General features: G+C 52.5%; 13 protein-coding genes. 10 read left to right on the forward strand and 3 right to left on the reverse strand.

Annotated elements, in window-relative coordinates:
* The first annotated feature begins 3 nt into the window (after positions 1-3).
* The 7 genes from NW211_RS13170 to NW211_RS13200 all read left to right on the forward strand — a co-directional run bounded on the left by NW211_RS13170 (position 4) and on the right by NW211_RS13200 (position 7076).
* A complete protein-coding gene (locus NW211_RS13170) occupies positions 4-1218 on the forward strand; it encodes a glycosyltransferase (protein ID WP_258328168.1) in 1215 nt (404 codons plus the stop codon).
* Positions 1219-1273: 55 nt separating this feature from the next.
* Positions 1274-2341: a radical SAM protein gene (locus NW211_RS13175; RefSeq protein ID WP_258328169.1), complete on the forward strand. Its 1068-nt coding sequence runs from the start codon at positions 1274-1276 to the stop codon at positions 2339-2341.
* Between the two features lie 22 nt (positions 2342-2363).
* Positions 2364-3449, forward strand: coding sequence for a glycosyltransferase family 4 protein (locus tag NW211_RS13180; RefSeq protein WP_258328177.1), 1086 nt, complete (start codon positions 2364-2366; stop codon positions 3447-3449).
* 120 nt (positions 3450-3569) lie between these two features.
* Positions 3570-4205, forward strand: coding sequence for a DUF4136 domain-containing protein (locus NW211_RS13185; protein ID WP_258328170.1), 636 nt, complete (start codon positions 3570-3572; stop codon positions 4203-4205).
* Positions 4206-4250: 45 nt separating this feature from the next.
* Positions 4251-4880, forward strand: coding sequence for a porin family protein (locus NW211_RS13190; RefSeq protein WP_258328171.1), 630 nt, complete (start codon positions 4251-4253; stop codon positions 4878-4880).
* A gap of 193 nt (positions 4881-5073) precedes the next feature.
* On the forward strand, positions 5074-6633 hold the full coding sequence (locus NW211_RS13195) for a capsule assembly Wzi family protein (RefSeq protein ID WP_258328172.1): 1560 nt from the start codon (positions 5074-5076) through the stop codon (positions 6631-6633).
* Complete coding sequence (locus NW211_RS13200) at positions 6630-7076, forward strand: lipocalin-like domain-containing protein (protein WP_258328173.1); 447 nt, start codon at positions 6630-6632, stop codon at positions 7074-7076. Before NW211_RS13195 ends, NW211_RS13200 begins: the two co-directional genes overlap by 4 nt.
* 14 nt (positions 7077-7090) lie before the next feature.
* Here the strand turns inward: NW211_RS13200 and NW211_RS13205 are convergent, their stop codons facing one another.
* Together NW211_RS13205 and NW211_RS13210 are read right to left on the reverse strand one after the other, a co-directional pair.
* A complete protein-coding gene (locus NW211_RS13205) occupies positions 7091-7660 on the reverse strand; it encodes a hypothetical protein (protein WP_087408636.1) in 570 nt (189 codons plus the stop codon).
* Positions 7660-9114, reverse strand: coding sequence for a DUF3078 domain-containing protein (locus NW211_RS13210; RefSeq protein ID WP_087408635.1), 1455 nt, complete (start codon positions 9112-9114; stop codon positions 7660-7662). The genes NW211_RS13205 and NW211_RS13210 overlap by 1 nt, the downstream gene beginning before the upstream one ends.
* A gap of 466 nt (positions 9115-9580) precedes the next feature.
* Here NW211_RS13210 and NW211_RS13215 point away from each other — a divergent pair, with 466 nt between their 5' ends.
* The 3 genes from NW211_RS13215 to NW211_RS13225 all read left to right on the forward strand — a co-directional run bounded on the left by NW211_RS13215 (position 9581) and on the right by NW211_RS13225 (position 13741).
* A complete protein-coding gene (locus NW211_RS13215) occupies positions 9581-11185 on the forward strand; it encodes a CTP synthase (RefSeq protein ID WP_087408634.1) in 1605 nt (534 codons plus the stop codon).
* Between the two features lie 26 nt (positions 11186-11211).
* Positions 11212-13110 (forward strand): membrane protein insertase YidC, encoded by a 1899-nt coding sequence (gene yidC, locus NW211_RS13220; protein WP_258328174.1) that lies wholly within the window; start codon positions 11212-11214, stop codon positions 13108-13110.
* An 85-nt stretch (positions 13111-13195) separates the two neighbouring features.
* The gene (locus tag NW211_RS13225) at positions 13196-13741 is read left to right on the forward strand and encodes a hypothetical protein (protein WP_258328175.1); all 546 of its coding nucleotides are present in this window, start codon (positions 13196-13198) and stop codon (positions 13739-13741) included.
* Between the two features lie 8 nt (positions 13742-13749).
* Here the strand turns inward: NW211_RS13225 and NW211_RS13230 are convergent, their stop codons facing one another.
* Entirely contained in the window at positions 13750-15660 is a 1911-nt protein-coding gene (locus tag NW211_RS13230; RefSeq protein ID WP_258328176.1) for a glycerophosphodiester phosphodiesterase family protein, read from the reverse strand.
* Between the last annotated feature and the right edge of the window lie 194 nt (positions 15661-15854).

Consider the following 15854-nt stretch of genomic DNA (forward strand, 5'->3'; position numbering starts at 1 on the left):
CCCATGAAACAAAAACTACGCATCCTGTTGGTGAATAAGTTTTACTATCCGAGAGGGGGAGATTGTATCAGCATGATCAACCTCGAGGCTTTGTTGCGTCGGATGGGTTATGAAGTCGCCGTCTATGCGATGGCTTATCCGAAAAATTTACCCTGCGAAACGGCCCGCTATTTTGCCTCTGAAGTCTCCTTCTCGGGCGGGTTGATGGAGAAACTGAAAGCCGCCAACCGGCTTTTTGGTACGGGTGATATTATACGTTCGTTCCAGCGAATCCTCGACGATTTCCGTCCCAACATAGTTCACTTCCATAACATCCACTCCTATCTTTCTCCCATTGTGGTCAAGTTGGCTCATGAGATGGGCTGCCGTGTAGTGTGGACCATGCACGACTATAAACTGTTGTGCCCCTCGTACAACTGTTTGTGTCGTGGCAAAATCTGTGAAGCCTGCTTTACCGACCTGACGCAGGTGCTGCGGCGCAAGTGCATGAAGGATAGTGCCGTGGCCAGTGCGCTGGCCTATGGCGAAGCGTTGTGGTGGAATAGGCGGAAGTTGCAGCACTGGGTCGATGCTTTTGTCTGCCCCAGCGCGTTTATGGCCCAGAAGATGAGGGTTTGCGGATATGACTATATCAAACTGGCCGTTATCTGCAACTTTATCGAAAAGGAGAAGCTCGACTTCCTGTCTCAGCCCGAGGAACAGGAGTCTGCCTCCGAGCCATACTACTGCTATGTGGGGCGTCTTTCCGAAGAGAAGGGCATACGCCTGTTGCTTGACGTGGCGCAAAATTTGCCTTATCCGCTTTATGTAGCGGGTGACGGACCGCTGGCCGAGGAGTTGCGTAAGAAGTATGCTTCTGAGAAAATTCGGTTCCTGGGGCATCTCTCTTCGAAAGAGGTGGTCCGGTTGGTCAAGCGGGCTCGTACGATGGTGGTTCCCTCGGTTTGGTACGAGAACAATCCGTTGAGTATTATCGAGTCGCTGTGCATGGGTACCCCTGTTATTGGTTCGGAAGTGGGCGGTATCCCCGAGTTGATACGCGAGGGCGATGGCACCCTGTTTCGCATGGGCGACAAGGAGGAACTTGAGGAGGCAATCGAGGCTCGCATGTCGGTTGCCGATACCGATCGGCAGGCAATTTCGAAGCGGGCCAGGGCTCGATTTTCGGAAGAGCGTTACTGGCAAGAACTGAAAAAAGTGTATGGAATAGAAGGGTAAATATAAATTTGAAAGACTGGGAAAAAGATTTATCTTTGCACGATATTTGAAAAAAATGAAGATTTCTGCACCTACCGATATAAGCATTATTACCACCTATCGCTGCCCCATGCAGTGCAAGATGTGTAATATCTGGAAGAATCCCACCGATCCCCGGCAAGAAATTCGTCCCGAGGAGTTGGAGGTTTTGCCTCGAGTCAAGTTTATTAACATTACGGGTGGCGAGCCTTTTGTTCGGGAAGATTTGGATAAGATTGTAGAGGTAGCGTTTCGCAAAGCTCCCCGGGTAGTGATTTCTACGTCGGGGTGGTTCGAGAACCGCGTAATCGAGTTGGCCAAGAAGTTCCCCAAAATTGGCATTCGTATCAGCATCGAGGGACTGTCGCAAAAAAACGACGAGTTGCGCGGGCGTCCCGGCGGTTTCGATAAGGGACTTCGTACCCTCTTGAAGTTGAGAGAGATGGGCGTGAAGGATATAGGTTTCGGCATTACGGTATCGAACAACAACTCCGAAGACATGCTTTCGCTCTATCACCTCTCCAAAGCGCTCGATATGGAGTTTGCCACAGCAGCTTTCCATAACTCGTATTATTTCCATAAAGACGACAACGTCATCACCAATCGCGATACGGTGTGTGCCAACTTTGCCCAACTCATCGAGATGCAGATGCGGGAGAAACACCCCAAATCGTGGGCCCGAGCCTTCTTCAACATGGGGCTCATCAACTACATCGAGGGCAACCGTCGTTTGCTGCCCTGTGAGGCCGGTCTGATGAATTGCTTTATCGACCCGTATGGCGAGGTCTATCCCTGCAACGGACTGGAGTCGAAATATTGGAAAGAGAGCATGGGCAACATCCGGAAGGCCGGCTCGTTCGACGAAATCTGGAACAGCGAGCAGGCACAGCATGTACGCGAACTGGTACGGCGGTGCCCCAAGAATTGCTGGATGGTCGGTACCGTTTCGCCGGTGATGAAAAAGCTCTCTTACGTGCGTCACCCCATGGGGTGGATACTCAAGAATAAAATGCGTTCGCTGCTGGGCAAACCGGTCTGCATCGACAAGAAGTGGTACGATGTGGGTCAGGATCCCCGACAGGGAAACCTCAATAGGCCCGAATAGGGCAGAAAGGATAGTCGTGGCGATGAAGATAGTCGTGGCCGGTACGCGTGGAATCCCCGATATTCAGGGCGGGGTGGAGACCCATTGCGAGGAGCTGTATCCCCGCTTGGCTGCCATGGGCCACGACGTGACGGTAGTACGTCGTTCGTGCTACGTGACTCCGCAAAACAAAATCACTACGTATAAAGGCGTTCGCCTGAAAGACATCTATGCACCCCGCAAGAAGAGTATCGAGGCCATTGTCCATACATTCCTGGCTATTCTCTATGCCCGCCGGGTGCATGCCGACGTGCTGCATATCCACGCCATCGGGCCGTCGTTGCTGGTCCCCTTTGCCCGGTTGCTGGGACTGAAGGTGGTGATGACTCACCATGGTCCCGACTATGACCGGCAGAAGTGGAACCGGGTGGCCAAGGCTGTGCTGCGGTTGGGCGAACGTATGGGTGTCAAGTATGCCAACGAGGTGATTGTCATCTCGACCGTCATCGACAATATTCTGCGCGAGAAGTACCATCGCTGCAATGCTCACCTGATTTACAACGGGGTGAATACTCCTGCCATAGCCACGACGACCGACTATATAGCCTCGTTGGGGCTGGAGCCCCATAAATATGTATTGGCCGTAGGGCGGTTTGTCGAGGAGAAGGGGTTCGACCTGCTCATCCGGGCATTCGACCAGATACCTCACGAGGGGTACAAACTGGTGATTGCGGGTGATGCCGACCACGAAGACCACTATTCGACCACGCTGAAACAGCTGGCTCGGGAGCGGGGGGTGGTGCTTACCGGCTTTATTCGGGGAGCCAAGCTGAACGAACTCTTTTCGCAAGCCCGCCTCTTTGTGTTGCCTTCGTTTCACGAGGGGTTGCCCATCGTACTGCTCGAGGCTTTGAGCTATCACCTGCCGGTGCTGGTCAGCGATATTCCCGCCAACCGCCTCTCCTGTCTCCCGGCCGACGATTTTTTCGCAACGGGCGATATTCGCTCGCTTGCCGAAGCGCTTGCCCGCAAGTTGGCACAGACCGATACCCGTTGCCAATACGACCTCACTCCGTATAACTGGGACTACATAGCTACCCAGGTCGATGCCGTGTATCATCGGCTGTGAATCTTCAACCGAAAAAGACAATGCTATCCTACTAAAAAGTCGGCCCGATTTCGAACCATATCGGGCCTGTTTTGTTTTTGAGGTATAACATATCACAAAACAATCAAAAACAGAACGATTATGAAAAAACTAATCCCGATTCTTTTTGTCGTGGCAGCCATTACTGCTTGTCAGAAAGAGCCCAGCCTCTCCAAGCTGGATGACGATTATGTGGTGTTTACCGATTATGACAAATCGGCCAGCTTCGGCGACTATCTTACCTACTACATGCCCGATAGTGTGCTGCTGATTACCGATAGCGAAAAAGCCACCTACTGGACCAACGACGAGGCCAACTATATTCTCGAGACCTTTGCCGAGAATATGGCAGCCCGAGGCTTTATGCTGGTCGACTCCAAGGAGGAGGCCGACCTGGGTCTGCAGGTCAGCTACATCGAGGATGTGCACTATTTTGTCAACTATCCCAGTCCCAACTGGTGGTGGGGATACCCCGGCTATTGGGGTCCCGGCTACTGGGGGCCCTACTGGAGCAGTTGGTATTATCCCTATCCGGTAGTATACAGTTATAGCGTGAACTCCTTCCTGGCCGAGCTGGTCGACCTGACCGACCAGACCACGACAAGCAAGCGGTTGCCGGTGCTGTGGGATACCTATATGGCCGGTTTGCAGAGCAGCTCTCCCCGGGTGAACCAGACTTTGGTTATCCGAGCCATCGATCAGGCTTTCAACCAGTCGCCCTATTTGACCAATCAATAACGTGACTACCCATTTTGTATATCCAATAAAAACAGAAATCGAATTATGAAAACTATTAAACACATATCGTTATGGGTGGTAGCTGCTGCTTTTATGGTGGTTGTGCCGACCCGTGGAAACGCGCAAGTCGTTTCGAAAACCTATTTCAATGTCGATTGGCAATTCAATGCTCCGATGGGAAACAGCTATGCCGATAAGGCGAGCGGATGGGGTATGAACTTCGAGGGTGGATATTACGTGATGCCCCACATGGCCATCGGTGCTTATATCGCCTACCATACCAACAACAAGTATATCGACCGGCAGACACTGGCCTTGAGCTCCAGTTCGGCACTGACAACCGACCAACAGCACTCGCTGTTTCAACTGCCTTTCGGTCTTTTGGCCAAATATCGCTTCACGACCAGCGGCATGTTCGAGCCCTACATGACGGTAAAGATGGGTGCCAATTACAGCCGCATGTCGTCCTACATGCAGGCTTGGGAGCTCTATCACGATACCTGGGGATTTGCCGTCTCGCCCGAGATAGGTATCAGTATCTTTCCCAGTCCCAACTATCGGTATGGACTGCACCTGGCCATGTATTACAACTATGCCACCAACAAGAGCAAGGTGCTGACCTACGAAATCGACGGACGCAGCAATCTGGGTTTCCGCGTAGGTATCTCGTTCTAATCGGTTAACATTATATCCTCTGTGAATCGATCGGGGGAGGGAGTGCATCGGCATGCACTTTCTCTCCCGATTTTGTTAAATAAAGCGTAGCCGATTGCCCCATAACGATATATATATTACTTTTGTGCCGGTCGGAGGAGGGGCTGTCTCCTCTCCGTCGTTACCGTAACAACAGTATTTAGAAAATTTATTCATGATGTATCGTCGTTTTTGGGGCGTACTGCTCACTGCGCTTATGTGGATGGTGGGAGGTTCGTTTCACACTTTTGCTCAATATTCGATGGACTACGCGGTGTCGATGGTCGGTAATGCCGGTAGTGGCACCTTTGCTCCCTATTTTTTGTCGGCTAACAAGCATGGTTTGGTAACTCACAGTAAGAGCGGTTATTTGCGAGCCGCCTTGTCGCGCGATATCGATATGAGCAAGCGCTTCTCCTATGAGTTCGGTGTCGATTTGGTAGGACTGCTTTCGTCTACTTCGCCGGTAGCCCACTACGATGTGAACCAGGGGCTCTCTGAGCGTCGACCCCGGGTCTCTTCGTTCCGCATTCAACAACTGTATGCTGGTATCAAATATCGCAAGATTTTCATCTCGGCCGGGAATCGCGAGTTGACCGACCCCGTTGTCAACTTCGAGTTGAGCTCCGGCGGTTTGGTCTGGTCGGGCAATGCCCGTCCTATCCCTCAGGTGCGTGCCGGCTTTATCGACTTTGTCGACATTCCCTATACGAAAGGGTGGGTACAGATCAAGGGCGATATCGCCTACGGCAAATTCACGGACAACGATTATGCCCGGGAGCATTACAATTATTACAACTGGTATATCACTACTGGGGCGTTGTATCATCACAAATCTATCTCGTTTCGTACCAATCCTGGTAAACCTTTTGTAGTGACTATCGGTGCCGAGTTGGCTGCCCAGTTCGGGGGAACCCAGCGCTATTATCAGAGAGGCGTGTTAGTGGATTCTCTTACGATGAAAAGTCCTACGCGGTTAAAAGATTTCTTGCAGGTGCTGGTCCCGACCTCGGGCGATGGTAGTACCAATGTGGGCGATCAGGCCTATTACTATGGCAACCACGTGGGGCAGTGGAATCTGTCGGCACAGTATACTTTTAAGAATAAGTCGTCTATCCGGGGATATTTCGAATGGTATTACGACGATGCTTCGGGCATGGGCAAGCTCAACGGCTGGGATGGCTTGTGGGGTATCGAATACAAGAGCGGTCGTGAGAACTGGCTCTCCGACGTGGTGGTCGAATATGTCGACTTTACCAATCAGGGCGGCCCTTTGAACTGGTGCCCGACCGACTACGTCAACCCGGTATTGACGACCGAAGCAACGGGTTATGACGACTATTACAACAACTACTTCTATAATGGTTGGACCCATTACGGGCAGTCCAACGGTACCCCGATGGCCAAGTCGACATTGTATAACACCGACGGTTTCCTGCGGTATAAATTCAATCGCATGCGTGGCGTGCATGTAGGGGTAATGGGTTATATCACCCCCGAATGGAGATATAAGATGTTGGCTTCGTATCGGACTTCGTGGGGGTCGTTGCAGTTCCCGTTGGCCGATACCCAGCACGATTTGTCGGGCTTGCTGGAATGTCATTACATTCCTGCGAAGCTCCAGGGGTGGAGTTTTTCGCTGTCGCTGGCCGGCGACAAGGGCAAACTGTATGGCGACAATTGGGGTGTTGCTATCGGAATTAAGAAGAGTGGAATTTTAACAATTGGGAAATGAAAGACATAATAAATATGGCACGCCGTATCTTATTGGGCGTTTTGTTGGCTGTTGCCATCACTTCGTGTACACAGAACGATGGGTATATAGGCCCTATTTTTGGCAAGTGGCAACTTACCGAGATGTGGAAGGGGCAAACGATGACCCCCCACGACAGTATATATTACAATTTTCAGACCAGCATCATTCAACTGCAGTTAATTCACCGGCAAGGAATTTCGAATATAAGCGAGTCTTTTTACGGGAATTATGAGAAAGAGAACGGCGAATTACGGTTTAGTATCGTAGAACCCTCGTCCTATCCGGCTGTGTTGCCCGAGGTCTTCAACCTGAAGCCGATGGGCATCGATAATGTGAATGTGTTTCACATCGAGACGTTGAACTCGTCGAAAATGGTGCTTACGCGAGGCGAAGACGAGCGCTTTGTTTTCCGCAAGTTCTGATTGTATTTTCTTTTTTACAGATAGCGAATCTCTCGGTTTTCGGTATCATCGGGCAGCTGTTGGGGATAAATCTTGACAAAGCCCGAACGTGGGTCGAAAAGGTCTCCCAGGTTTTTGGTCTTGTTTCCCCAAAAGACGATGCCGTTCAAATCGGTTGTCAGGCGGGCCGAATAACGCTTGGGCTTGATGAGAATCGAGCCTGTCAGCCGGTGCTTGTAGAGCCATACGAAGCAGGTGTTAGCTTCCACGCCGCGAGTCAAATATCCCACGACTGTACCCATGGGTGTCTCGGTTCGGACCGACGACTCCAATTTGACAATGCGATGGGTGAAGATTTCGGAAAATCTCACATCCTTGAAACGCTCGATCGATACTCGCTCTCCGGTCTCGGTCATCAGCCATATACCTTCCCAATTATCGATAGGGGCCGTATCGAAGTAGTGTCGGGCACTGGCCTCGCTGTACCCTTCGAGAATGAAGCTGCGATAGGGCGGTTTGTCGTCGTAGCGGCACTCTTCGTCGGCTATCGACGAAGAGCTCAGGATGAATCCCGCACACACCAGAAGCCAGGCCGCCGCTTTCATCAGAACTTGTAGTTAAATCCGAAACTGAGTAACTCTTTCAACTGGAAGTGCCCCAAGTCTTTGTTCAAGGCCAACGCATCGTCGTAGCGCAGGTGCACAAACAGTCGCGTCGAGAAGAAGCGGTTGAGTATGAAGTCGAACGTATTTTCCCAGTCGCCCTGCACATGGTCGTAGCTGGTAAAGTAGAAGAGGCGGCAGGTCCACACCATGTTGTGGTAGAACTCCCACTTGATGCGACCCTCGAACGACGAACCGTATTGGTTCATGCTCTTGCCCGATTTGATGCCGAAGCTACTGGGGTCCATATCGTTGTCGATGATGAACTGCAGGTTGTAGGAGAGGGGCGAGAGCGATATCGACGTCTCGAACTGTTTCTTGTCGTTCTTGTACTGGTACGACATACCTAAACCGATATTCAACTCGGCCGGCGACAGGAAGGCAGCCACCTTGTCGTTGGTGTTGGCCGTATAGCTCGAGAGGAACTGGGTCTTGAAGTTGAGGGTGGCCGTGTAGTACCATTTGTTGTAAGCCTTGAGACCGAATTTCGAGTTAATCTGGAACAGGTCCTCGCTCACACGCACCGAGCGCAGCGTGTCTTCGGGGGCGCTGTTGATATTCAAACGCCATTGCACCAGGTTCTCGAACAGGATGCGCTGCTCTTTGGGGTCGTTGTATTTGATGGAGAACTGTTGGTCGCTCAGCAGGTTCACGTTGCTGGTTCCGCCCTGATACCAGTTCTCCGATACATAGACCTGCGAGAACTGTATGGCCGACTGGAAGTTGACGACCCAGCGTTTCAGCTTTATCTTCTCCTTGCCCACATCGTTTTTGATGATAAGCGGTTTCTCCTTAATCGAGAGTACATGTTTCACCGGGTCGTTTTCGATGATGTATTGCTTGGGAACCTCGGGCAGATTGTCGAGGTTGTAGTGAATCATCTTCGGATAGTTGACAATCACATAGTTCTGTGCCATTTCGCGAGTCTTCTCCCGCTCAATCTCCCGTTGCAGCCACTGGTCGTTTACGGTGAGCGAACGGGGCTTGAAGGGGTTGTTGTCAGCCTCCGGCAGATGTTGCAGCGGGGTCGACATCTGTTCCTTGAATACGATGGGAAGGAACAGCGGGTTCACCGGAATTTCGTTCGAACCCTGTGCCGCCTTTATGCTGTCGGCATATTCGAGCATTCGCAGCATCTTGATGACCGGCAACATCTGTTCGGTCGTGTCGGTCTCCATCAACGAGAGCAGCCTCTTGTCGGCTTCTTGCTGGTATTGTATCGAGTCAAAGGGAGTAACCTGTGCAGGCCGTGCTGCCAGGCTGTCGGCTACAAGGGTGGTATCGGCCGGCAAGGGCTGAGCGGCACTGGCCGTACTGTCGGCGGGAGCTACGGTTGTGGCCGATAAACCGGTTACAGAAAGAATACCGATAAGAAGTGTGGTCATTCGTGAACCCATAGAGTCGTATATATTTTGTCGTTTGTAAATCCATGTCTCGGAGCATGAAACCCCGGCAGGACATTTTCCTCTTGTTAAATTATTTTACAAAGATAGCAAAAGGTGAGCGACAAGCAAAAATGCTAGCATTATTTGCTTGGCCGAACCGCCATCTTTCTTCGTGTAACAAAGATAGTGAAAGGTGAGAGCAGAAAAAATAAGCTCGCTTGATTTTTTATGCCGAACCGAATCCTATTTTATGAAAAGATAGCAAAAGGTGAGCGCAGAGACAAAAGAAAACGTAGTTTTCAATTTTGATTTTGCCGAACCGCGCTTGTCTATCCAAAGATAGCGAAAAGCGTGCGGAGTGGCAAAAAGAAAACCGGGTTTTCTCATCTGCAAATAATTCTCCGGTACATTATGCAGGTATGTAGATTATTTTTCTTAATTTTGTGCCCCGTAGTGTAAATACATAAAACCATATTTTATCGTGGAAACTAAATATATATTCGTTACGGGAGGTGTAACCTCGTCGTTGGGAAAAGGTATTATTTCGGCCTCTTTGGCCCGGTTGCTTTTGGCTCGTGGATATAAGGTGACGATTCAGAAATTCGACCCCTATATCAACATCGACCCGGGTACACTGAACCCTTATGAACATGGAGAATGTTATGTGACGGTCGACGGCCATGAAGCCGACCTGGACCTGGGCCACTACGAGCGGTTCACCAATACGCCCACGACCCGGGCCAACAACATCACGACCGGCCGCATCTATCAGAATGTGATCGACAAGGAACGCCGTGGCGATTATTTAGGAAAAACGGTACAAATCATTCCGCACATCACCGACGAAATCAAACGCAACATCAAGTTGCTGGGCTCGAAAAACCAGTTCGACTTTGTGATTACCGAAATCGGCGGTACGGTGGGCGACATCGAGTCGTTGCCCTATCTCGAGAGCGTGCGTCAGTTGCGTTGGGAGTTGGGCAAGAACTGTGTGTGCATACACCTCACCTATGTGCCCTATATCGCTGCTGCCAAAGAGTTGAAGACCAAACCTACCCAGCACTCGGTAAAACAGTTGCAGGAGGTAGGTATCCAGCCCGATATTCTGGTGCTGCGTACCGAGCACGACCTTTCGCTGAACCTGCGCAAGAAGGTGGCCCTCTTCTGTAATGTAGACCCGGCTGCCGTCATCCAGTCGATCGATGTACCCACGATTTACGAAGTGCCTTTGAAGATGCACCAGCAGCATCTCGACGAGCTCGTGCTCACCAAGACCGGCCTGCCCATCAATGGCGAGCCCCATTTGGAGCCGTGGATGAACTTCCTCCACCGCATGAAAAATGCCACCGAAACGGTTCGTATCGGTCTGGTGGGTAAGTATGTCGAGTTGCCCGATGCCTACAAGTCCATCAACGAGTCGCTCTTCCAGGCCGCTACCTACAACGACCGCAAGCTCGATTTGCAATACATCCACTCCGAGAAGCTGAACAGCGGCAATGTCGACGCCATGCTCTCGTCGCTCGACGGTGTGATTATCGCTCCGGGGTTCGGACAACGCGGTATCGAAGGCAAGTTCGTAGCCCTCAAGTATGCCCGTGAGCACGATATACCTACCTTTGGTATCTGCCTGGGTATGCAGTGCATGGTCATCGAGTATGCCCGCGACGTGATGGGGCTGACCGATGCCAACTCGACCGAGATGGATGTAACCACCAAACACAACGTCATCGACCTGATGGAGGAGCAGAAGAGCATCACCAACATGGGCGGAACCATGCGTCTGGGTGCCTACGACTGCGTGCTGGCCGAGGATTCGATTGCCGCCAAGGCCTATGGTACCACTCACATCCGTGAGCGTCACCGCCACCGTTTCGAGTTCAACAACGAGTATCGCCAGGCCTTCGAGGATGCCGGCATGCGTTGTGTGGGCGAAAACCCCGAAACTCACCTGGTCGAGGTGGTCGAGGTTCCCTCGTTACGCTGGTATGTAGGTGTGCAATATCACCCCGAGTACAACAGCACCGTGCTCAATCCCAATCCCATTTTCGTCGATTTCATCAAAGCCGCAATCTCGAAAAAATAAATTTTTAGTAATCTCAAAACCGAAGAATGGACAAGAACACGATTTTAGGTCTTGTACTGATGGTAGTGGTCGTGCTGCTCTTCTCGTGGTGGATGCAGCCATCGCCCGAGCAGTTGGAAGCTCAACGTCGGTACAACGACTCTATTGCTGCCGTCGAGGCAGAACGTATGGCCGAGGCCGCTGAGGCAGCCGCTCCGGCTCAAACCGATACCCTCTCGCCCGAGATGGCCGACTCGCTCAAGCAGGCCGGTCTGGTGGCTCAGTTTGGCGAATTTGCTCCCTGTGCCGAGGGTACCGAAGAGTTTACGACTCTCTCGAACAACAAGGTGACCCTGAAGTTTTCGAACAAGGGCGGCCGCCTCTACGAGGCCGTGCTCAACGATTATATGGCCTACGACTCGACGCAGGTGACTCTCTTCACCGGCAACGAAAACGACTATGGCTTCATCGTGCGCACCAATGCCCGGGTAATCGATACCCGCGACCTCTACTTCGAGCCGGTAGTCAACGACAGTACCGTAGACATGACGCTGACACTGGCCAACGGTAGCCGGCTGGGTATCCGCTACACCTTGCCCGAAGACAGCTATATGCTCAAGATGGACATCTGGCAGAAGGATATGGACCGGGTCATCCCCTCGAGCGTGGTCTACTGGGATTTCATCTGGGACCAGACGATGCGTCGTCAGGAGCAGGGACGTATGTTCGAGGAGCGTAACAGTGCCCTCTATTACAAGTTTGCCGGCGACGACGTAGAGCACCTGAGCGAATCGGGCAGCGACGACGAGAAGGCGACCACCAGTCTCAAATGGATCGGTTTCAAAAACCAGTTCTTCTCGACCGCCTTCATTGCTGACGGCAAGTTCAACGACGGAGCCTTCACTTCGGAGTCTTTCAAAGAGGGTAAGTACCTGAAGCGTTTCCACGCCGAGAGCACCATCGACTACGACTCGAAAGAGCCGCAGGTGGCCGGTTTCAACATCTTCCTGGGACCCAACTCGTACCCCCTGTTGTCGTCGTATGACGACGGCCGTTCGGGCGACCAGACCCTCGACCTCGACAAACTCGTGCCGCTGGGCTACAAGTTCTTCCGCTGGATCAACACCCTTATCGTCATCCCGGTCTTCACCTTCCTCGGCAAGTTCTTCAGCAACTACGGTGTCATCATTCTGTTGTTGACGATTTTCATCAAACTCGTCCTCTTCCCCTTCACCTACAAGTCGTACAAGTCGCAGGCCCGCATGCGGGTACTGGCTCCGCAAATCAAGGAGATTAACGACAAGTACCCGGGGCAGGAGAATGCCATGGAGCGTCAGCGACTCACGATGGACCTGTACAGCAAGGCGGGTGTCAACCCCATGGGTGGCTGTCTGCCGCTGCTGTTGCAGATGCCTATCCTCATTGCCATGTTCACCTTCTTCCCCTCGTCTATCGAGCTGCGAGGTGAATCGTTCCTGTGGGCCAAAGACCTTTCGACCTACGATGCCATCGTAAGTTGGGATACCTACATACCGCTCATCACGCCTTACTTCGGCAACCACATCAGCCTTTTCTGTCTGTTGATGACCATCACCAACTTGATTTATACCAAAATCAACATGCAGAACACGGCCGGCCAACAACAGATGCCCGGTATGAAATTCATGATGTACCTCATGCCCATCATGTTCCTGGTATTCTTCAACAACTACTCGGCCGGCTTGAGCTACTACTACTTCCTCTCGCTGTTGATTACCATCATTCAAACCTACATCTTCCGCAAGAGCATCAACGAAGAGAAGGTATTGGCCGAACTGAAAGAGAACCAGAAGAAACCCCGCAAGAAGAGCGGCTTCATGGCTCGCCTCGAAGAGGCTCAACGCCAGCAGCAGGCTGCCTTGCGCGAGCAGCAGAAACAACGCGCCAAACAGCAACGTCGCCGTTAAGCCGTTTTAGATATTTTATATGAGAGAGGCGCTCTCCCGAGTAGGGGGCGCCTCTTTTGAAGTATAGTATAGAATAGCCATGCGATTGAAAAAGTTCATTTGTCTCTTTACCGCTGTTTTGAGCCTTTCGCCGCTTGCGGCGCAAGAGGTTGTCTCCAACCATTCGGTTTCGGTCGAACTGGCCGGATTGATGTATGCCTATGAGTGCCCGCTGGGCGACCGGTTTTCGCTCGTGACCCGGGTCGGAACTCAGGCCGGCATCCAATATGCGTCGTATAGCAGCTTTTGGGGCGAGCGGGAACACCGCTGGAGCGTGGGCCTCTATCCGGTCTTCTCGGTGGAACCGCGCTACTATTACAACCTCTCGAAACGCTACGAGGCCGGGAAGAATGCGTTCAAGAACAGCGGCGGATTCCTCTCCTGCAATCTGCAATACTATCTGCCGCCCTATTATCGCCGGCATGTCGATAACTCGGGAGGTTTCGTGATGACTCCATTTTGGGGATTTCGTCGGGTGTGGTACCGTCACCTGCTGTTTGAACTGGGCGGGGGGCTGAACCTCGCCTCGACCGATTTCAAGAGCGTGTCGGTAGGCCCGGCCTTCAACGTGCGGCTGGGGTATCTTTTTTAGTCAGTCATTTACAGACATACTTTGACAGCCTGGCCCGAGGTGACTACGATATAGGTTTGCCCGGGTTGGGAGTTTGTTATTGTTGTGCAGCCGCTCTCTGCCACCGTGCTTTGGATAAGCCGTCCCTTGAGGTCATATACGGCAATGGATTGGCCCGGAGCGACACCCTCGACCTGAATAAGACTGTCGCTGGCAAAGATGCGGATTCCGTCGTCTGTTGCCGGCTCTACGGTCGAGGCGCCCCGCCGGTAAATCTTGTAGGCCGCCATGCCGTTGTTGGGTGCCAGCAAGTAGACGATGGCATAGTCGTCGACATACTCCACGCACAGCGGGGTGGTGAGGTTGGCATTGGCTCCACGTCCCATGGCCGGGGTGGTGTTGCCGATAACAGTAGCTTGTGCCAGTCCGCCGGTAATGTTGAATACTTTGAGAATGCCTACCTTATTCTCGGCCGAGACGAAAATCTCTTTCCCGCCTAATGTGAAGCATACGGCACTCGAAGCATCGGTGGCCGGTCTCTCTTCGCCGAACTCACCGATTACTTCGCCGTTGAGGTTGTAGAGTTTGCGGGGGCAGTATTGTCCGGTGATGAAGAACGAACTCGCATCGCGGATGACCGCTTGCGAAGCGGGGGCCGTCATGCCGTGACCCGGTATGACGCGAGGCTCGCCAAACGTACCGTTGGCAAAGGGTATGATAGCTGCCATTCCCGAGTTCCCGGCTGTGGCCAGATAGCCCCCTTCGGCCGAATAGAAGGCTCCGGTGGCAGCCAGATAGTCGGCCTCGCCCAATCCCGGTACGGGCAGGGCAAACTGTTGTACGATGCTTCCCTGTTCCCGGTCGCACTGTGCGATATAAAGTGTATCGGAATCGCCACCGGTACCACCCAGCAGCATGGCTCCGTCGTCGGTAATGGCCAGTCCGCTCATCTTGCGGCCCGAAAGTCCGGTGTCGTGTTCTGCGATGAGGGAGCCGTCGGTTCCGTCGACTACCACGAAGCGGCCCGTCTCGCGGTTGGGTATGTAGAGTTTCCCCTCATAAACACCCATTGCGTTTTGTCCTTCGGCCGTGAGGTAGGAGAGTTCGCTTTTCCGTTTCGACCAAAGCGACGAAATACCCACCGAGATGTCGGCCGTGATGTCCGATAGCTTGAAGTAGTCGGTCGTCATCATGTCGCACCCGTAGTCGTAGTAGGTGAGGAAGTTGCTCTCCGAGTTGACGGTCCACACGTTTACCTTCAGTCCCGCATCGTGAAACTGCTTGACGGCCTTCTCGTCGAAATAGCCTATTTGTATGTCTACGTCGAATCCCTGTTCGACGCACCAGTCGAAGTGGTTGGCCCAGTATTGGCCGGTGAGGAATTGTATCTGTATCTCGGGGTAGTTGCTGCGAATGTATTCGAGGCATCCTCTCATCGACGAGAGTATCACCGCCTTCTCGGCAAGCCCCTTTTCCCGGATGAGGCCGATGAGACCGGGTATCTTTGAAAAGTCGTTGTTGCCCGATTCGTTGGAGTGTATGCCGGTGCACCATTTCAGTTCGATTACGGGGAAGCAGTCGTACTGGTTGCAGATGTCGAGATACTCGGCCAGCGTGCAGAGTCGGCCGGTATAGGCCACCCCGCCGCGGGTCTGGCTCAACTCCAACTCCTGAAGCGAGGCGAGGGTAGAGCCCTCGATCGAGACCGAATGGCCCAGGCGAGACAAATCGTCATCGTGCGAGATAACATATTCGCCGTCGGCCGTAATCTTGATGTCACACTCCAGGCCGTCGTATCCGGCCCGGGCTCCGTTGACAAAGGCTTCGGCCGTGTTTTCCACGCCCCAATAGCTGCCCCGGTGGCCCACCAGTTGCGGCTGGGCCTGCAACAGGCTCGGGGTCAGAGCCAGGCAGGAGAGGCCGATGAGAATCTTTTTCATGGTATGCAGGTTTTTTGGTTTGTTCAAAAATAATGAAATTTTTATATACAATATCAAAAAGCCGGGTAAATTTTCTTACACACCCCGGGATGGTCGAGTTACGTTTGTATGTGGCTATGGAGGATGTTACGGAATAAATGGTCGGCCGGGTGCACATCGTTCTAGGAAAGACGCCGAATGGTGAAAAAACGAGA

It is taken from the genome of Barnesiella sp. ET7, assembly GCF_024733785.1.
In the GTDB taxonomy this organism is placed as follows: domain Bacteria; phylum Bacteroidota; class Bacteroidia; order Bacteroidales; family Barnesiellaceae; genus Barnesiella; species Barnesiella merdigallinarum.

Excerpts from the sequence above, each read along its gene's own strand:
- NW211_RS13175 (WP_258328169.1), top strand. The coding sequence starts at position 1,274 with ATGAAGATTTCTGCACCTACCGATATAAGCATTATTACCACCTATCGC.
- NW211_RS13200 (WP_258328173.1), top strand. The coding sequence starts at position 6,630 with ATGAAAGACATAATAAATATGGCACGCCGTATCTTATTGGGCGTTTTG.
- NW211_RS13180 (WP_258328177.1), top strand. The coding sequence starts at position 2,364 with ATGAAGATAGTCGTGGCCGGTACGCGTGGAATCCCCGATATTCAGGGC.
- NW211_RS13230 (WP_258328176.1), bottom strand. The coding sequence starts at position 15,660 with ATGAAAAAGATTCTCATCGGCCTCTCCTGCCTGGCTCTGACCCCGAGC.
- yidC (WP_258328174.1), top strand. The coding sequence starts at position 11,212 with ATGGACAAGAACACGATTTTAGGTCTTGTACTGATGGTAGTGGTCGTG.
- NW211_RS13210 (WP_087408635.1), bottom strand. The coding sequence starts at position 9,114 with ATGGGTTCACGAATGACCACACTTCTTATCGGTATTCTTTCTGTAACC.
- NW211_RS13190 (WP_258328171.1), top strand. The coding sequence starts at position 4,251 with ATGAAAACTATTAAACACATATCGTTATGGGTGGTAGCTGCTGCTTTT.
- NW211_RS13205 (WP_087408636.1), bottom strand. The coding sequence starts at position 7,660 with ATGAAAGCGGCGGCCTGGCTTCTGGTGTGTGCGGGATTCATCCTGAGC.
- NW211_RS13195 (WP_258328172.1), top strand. The coding sequence starts at position 5,074 with ATGATGTATCGTCGTTTTTGGGGCGTACTGCTCACTGCGCTTATGTGG.
- NW211_RS13170 (WP_258328168.1), top strand. The coding sequence starts at position 4 with ATGAAACAAAAACTACGCATCCTGTTGGTGAATAAGTTTTACTATCCG.
- NW211_RS13185 (WP_258328170.1), top strand. The coding sequence starts at position 3,570 with ATGAAAAAACTAATCCCGATTCTTTTTGTCGTGGCAGCCATTACTGCT.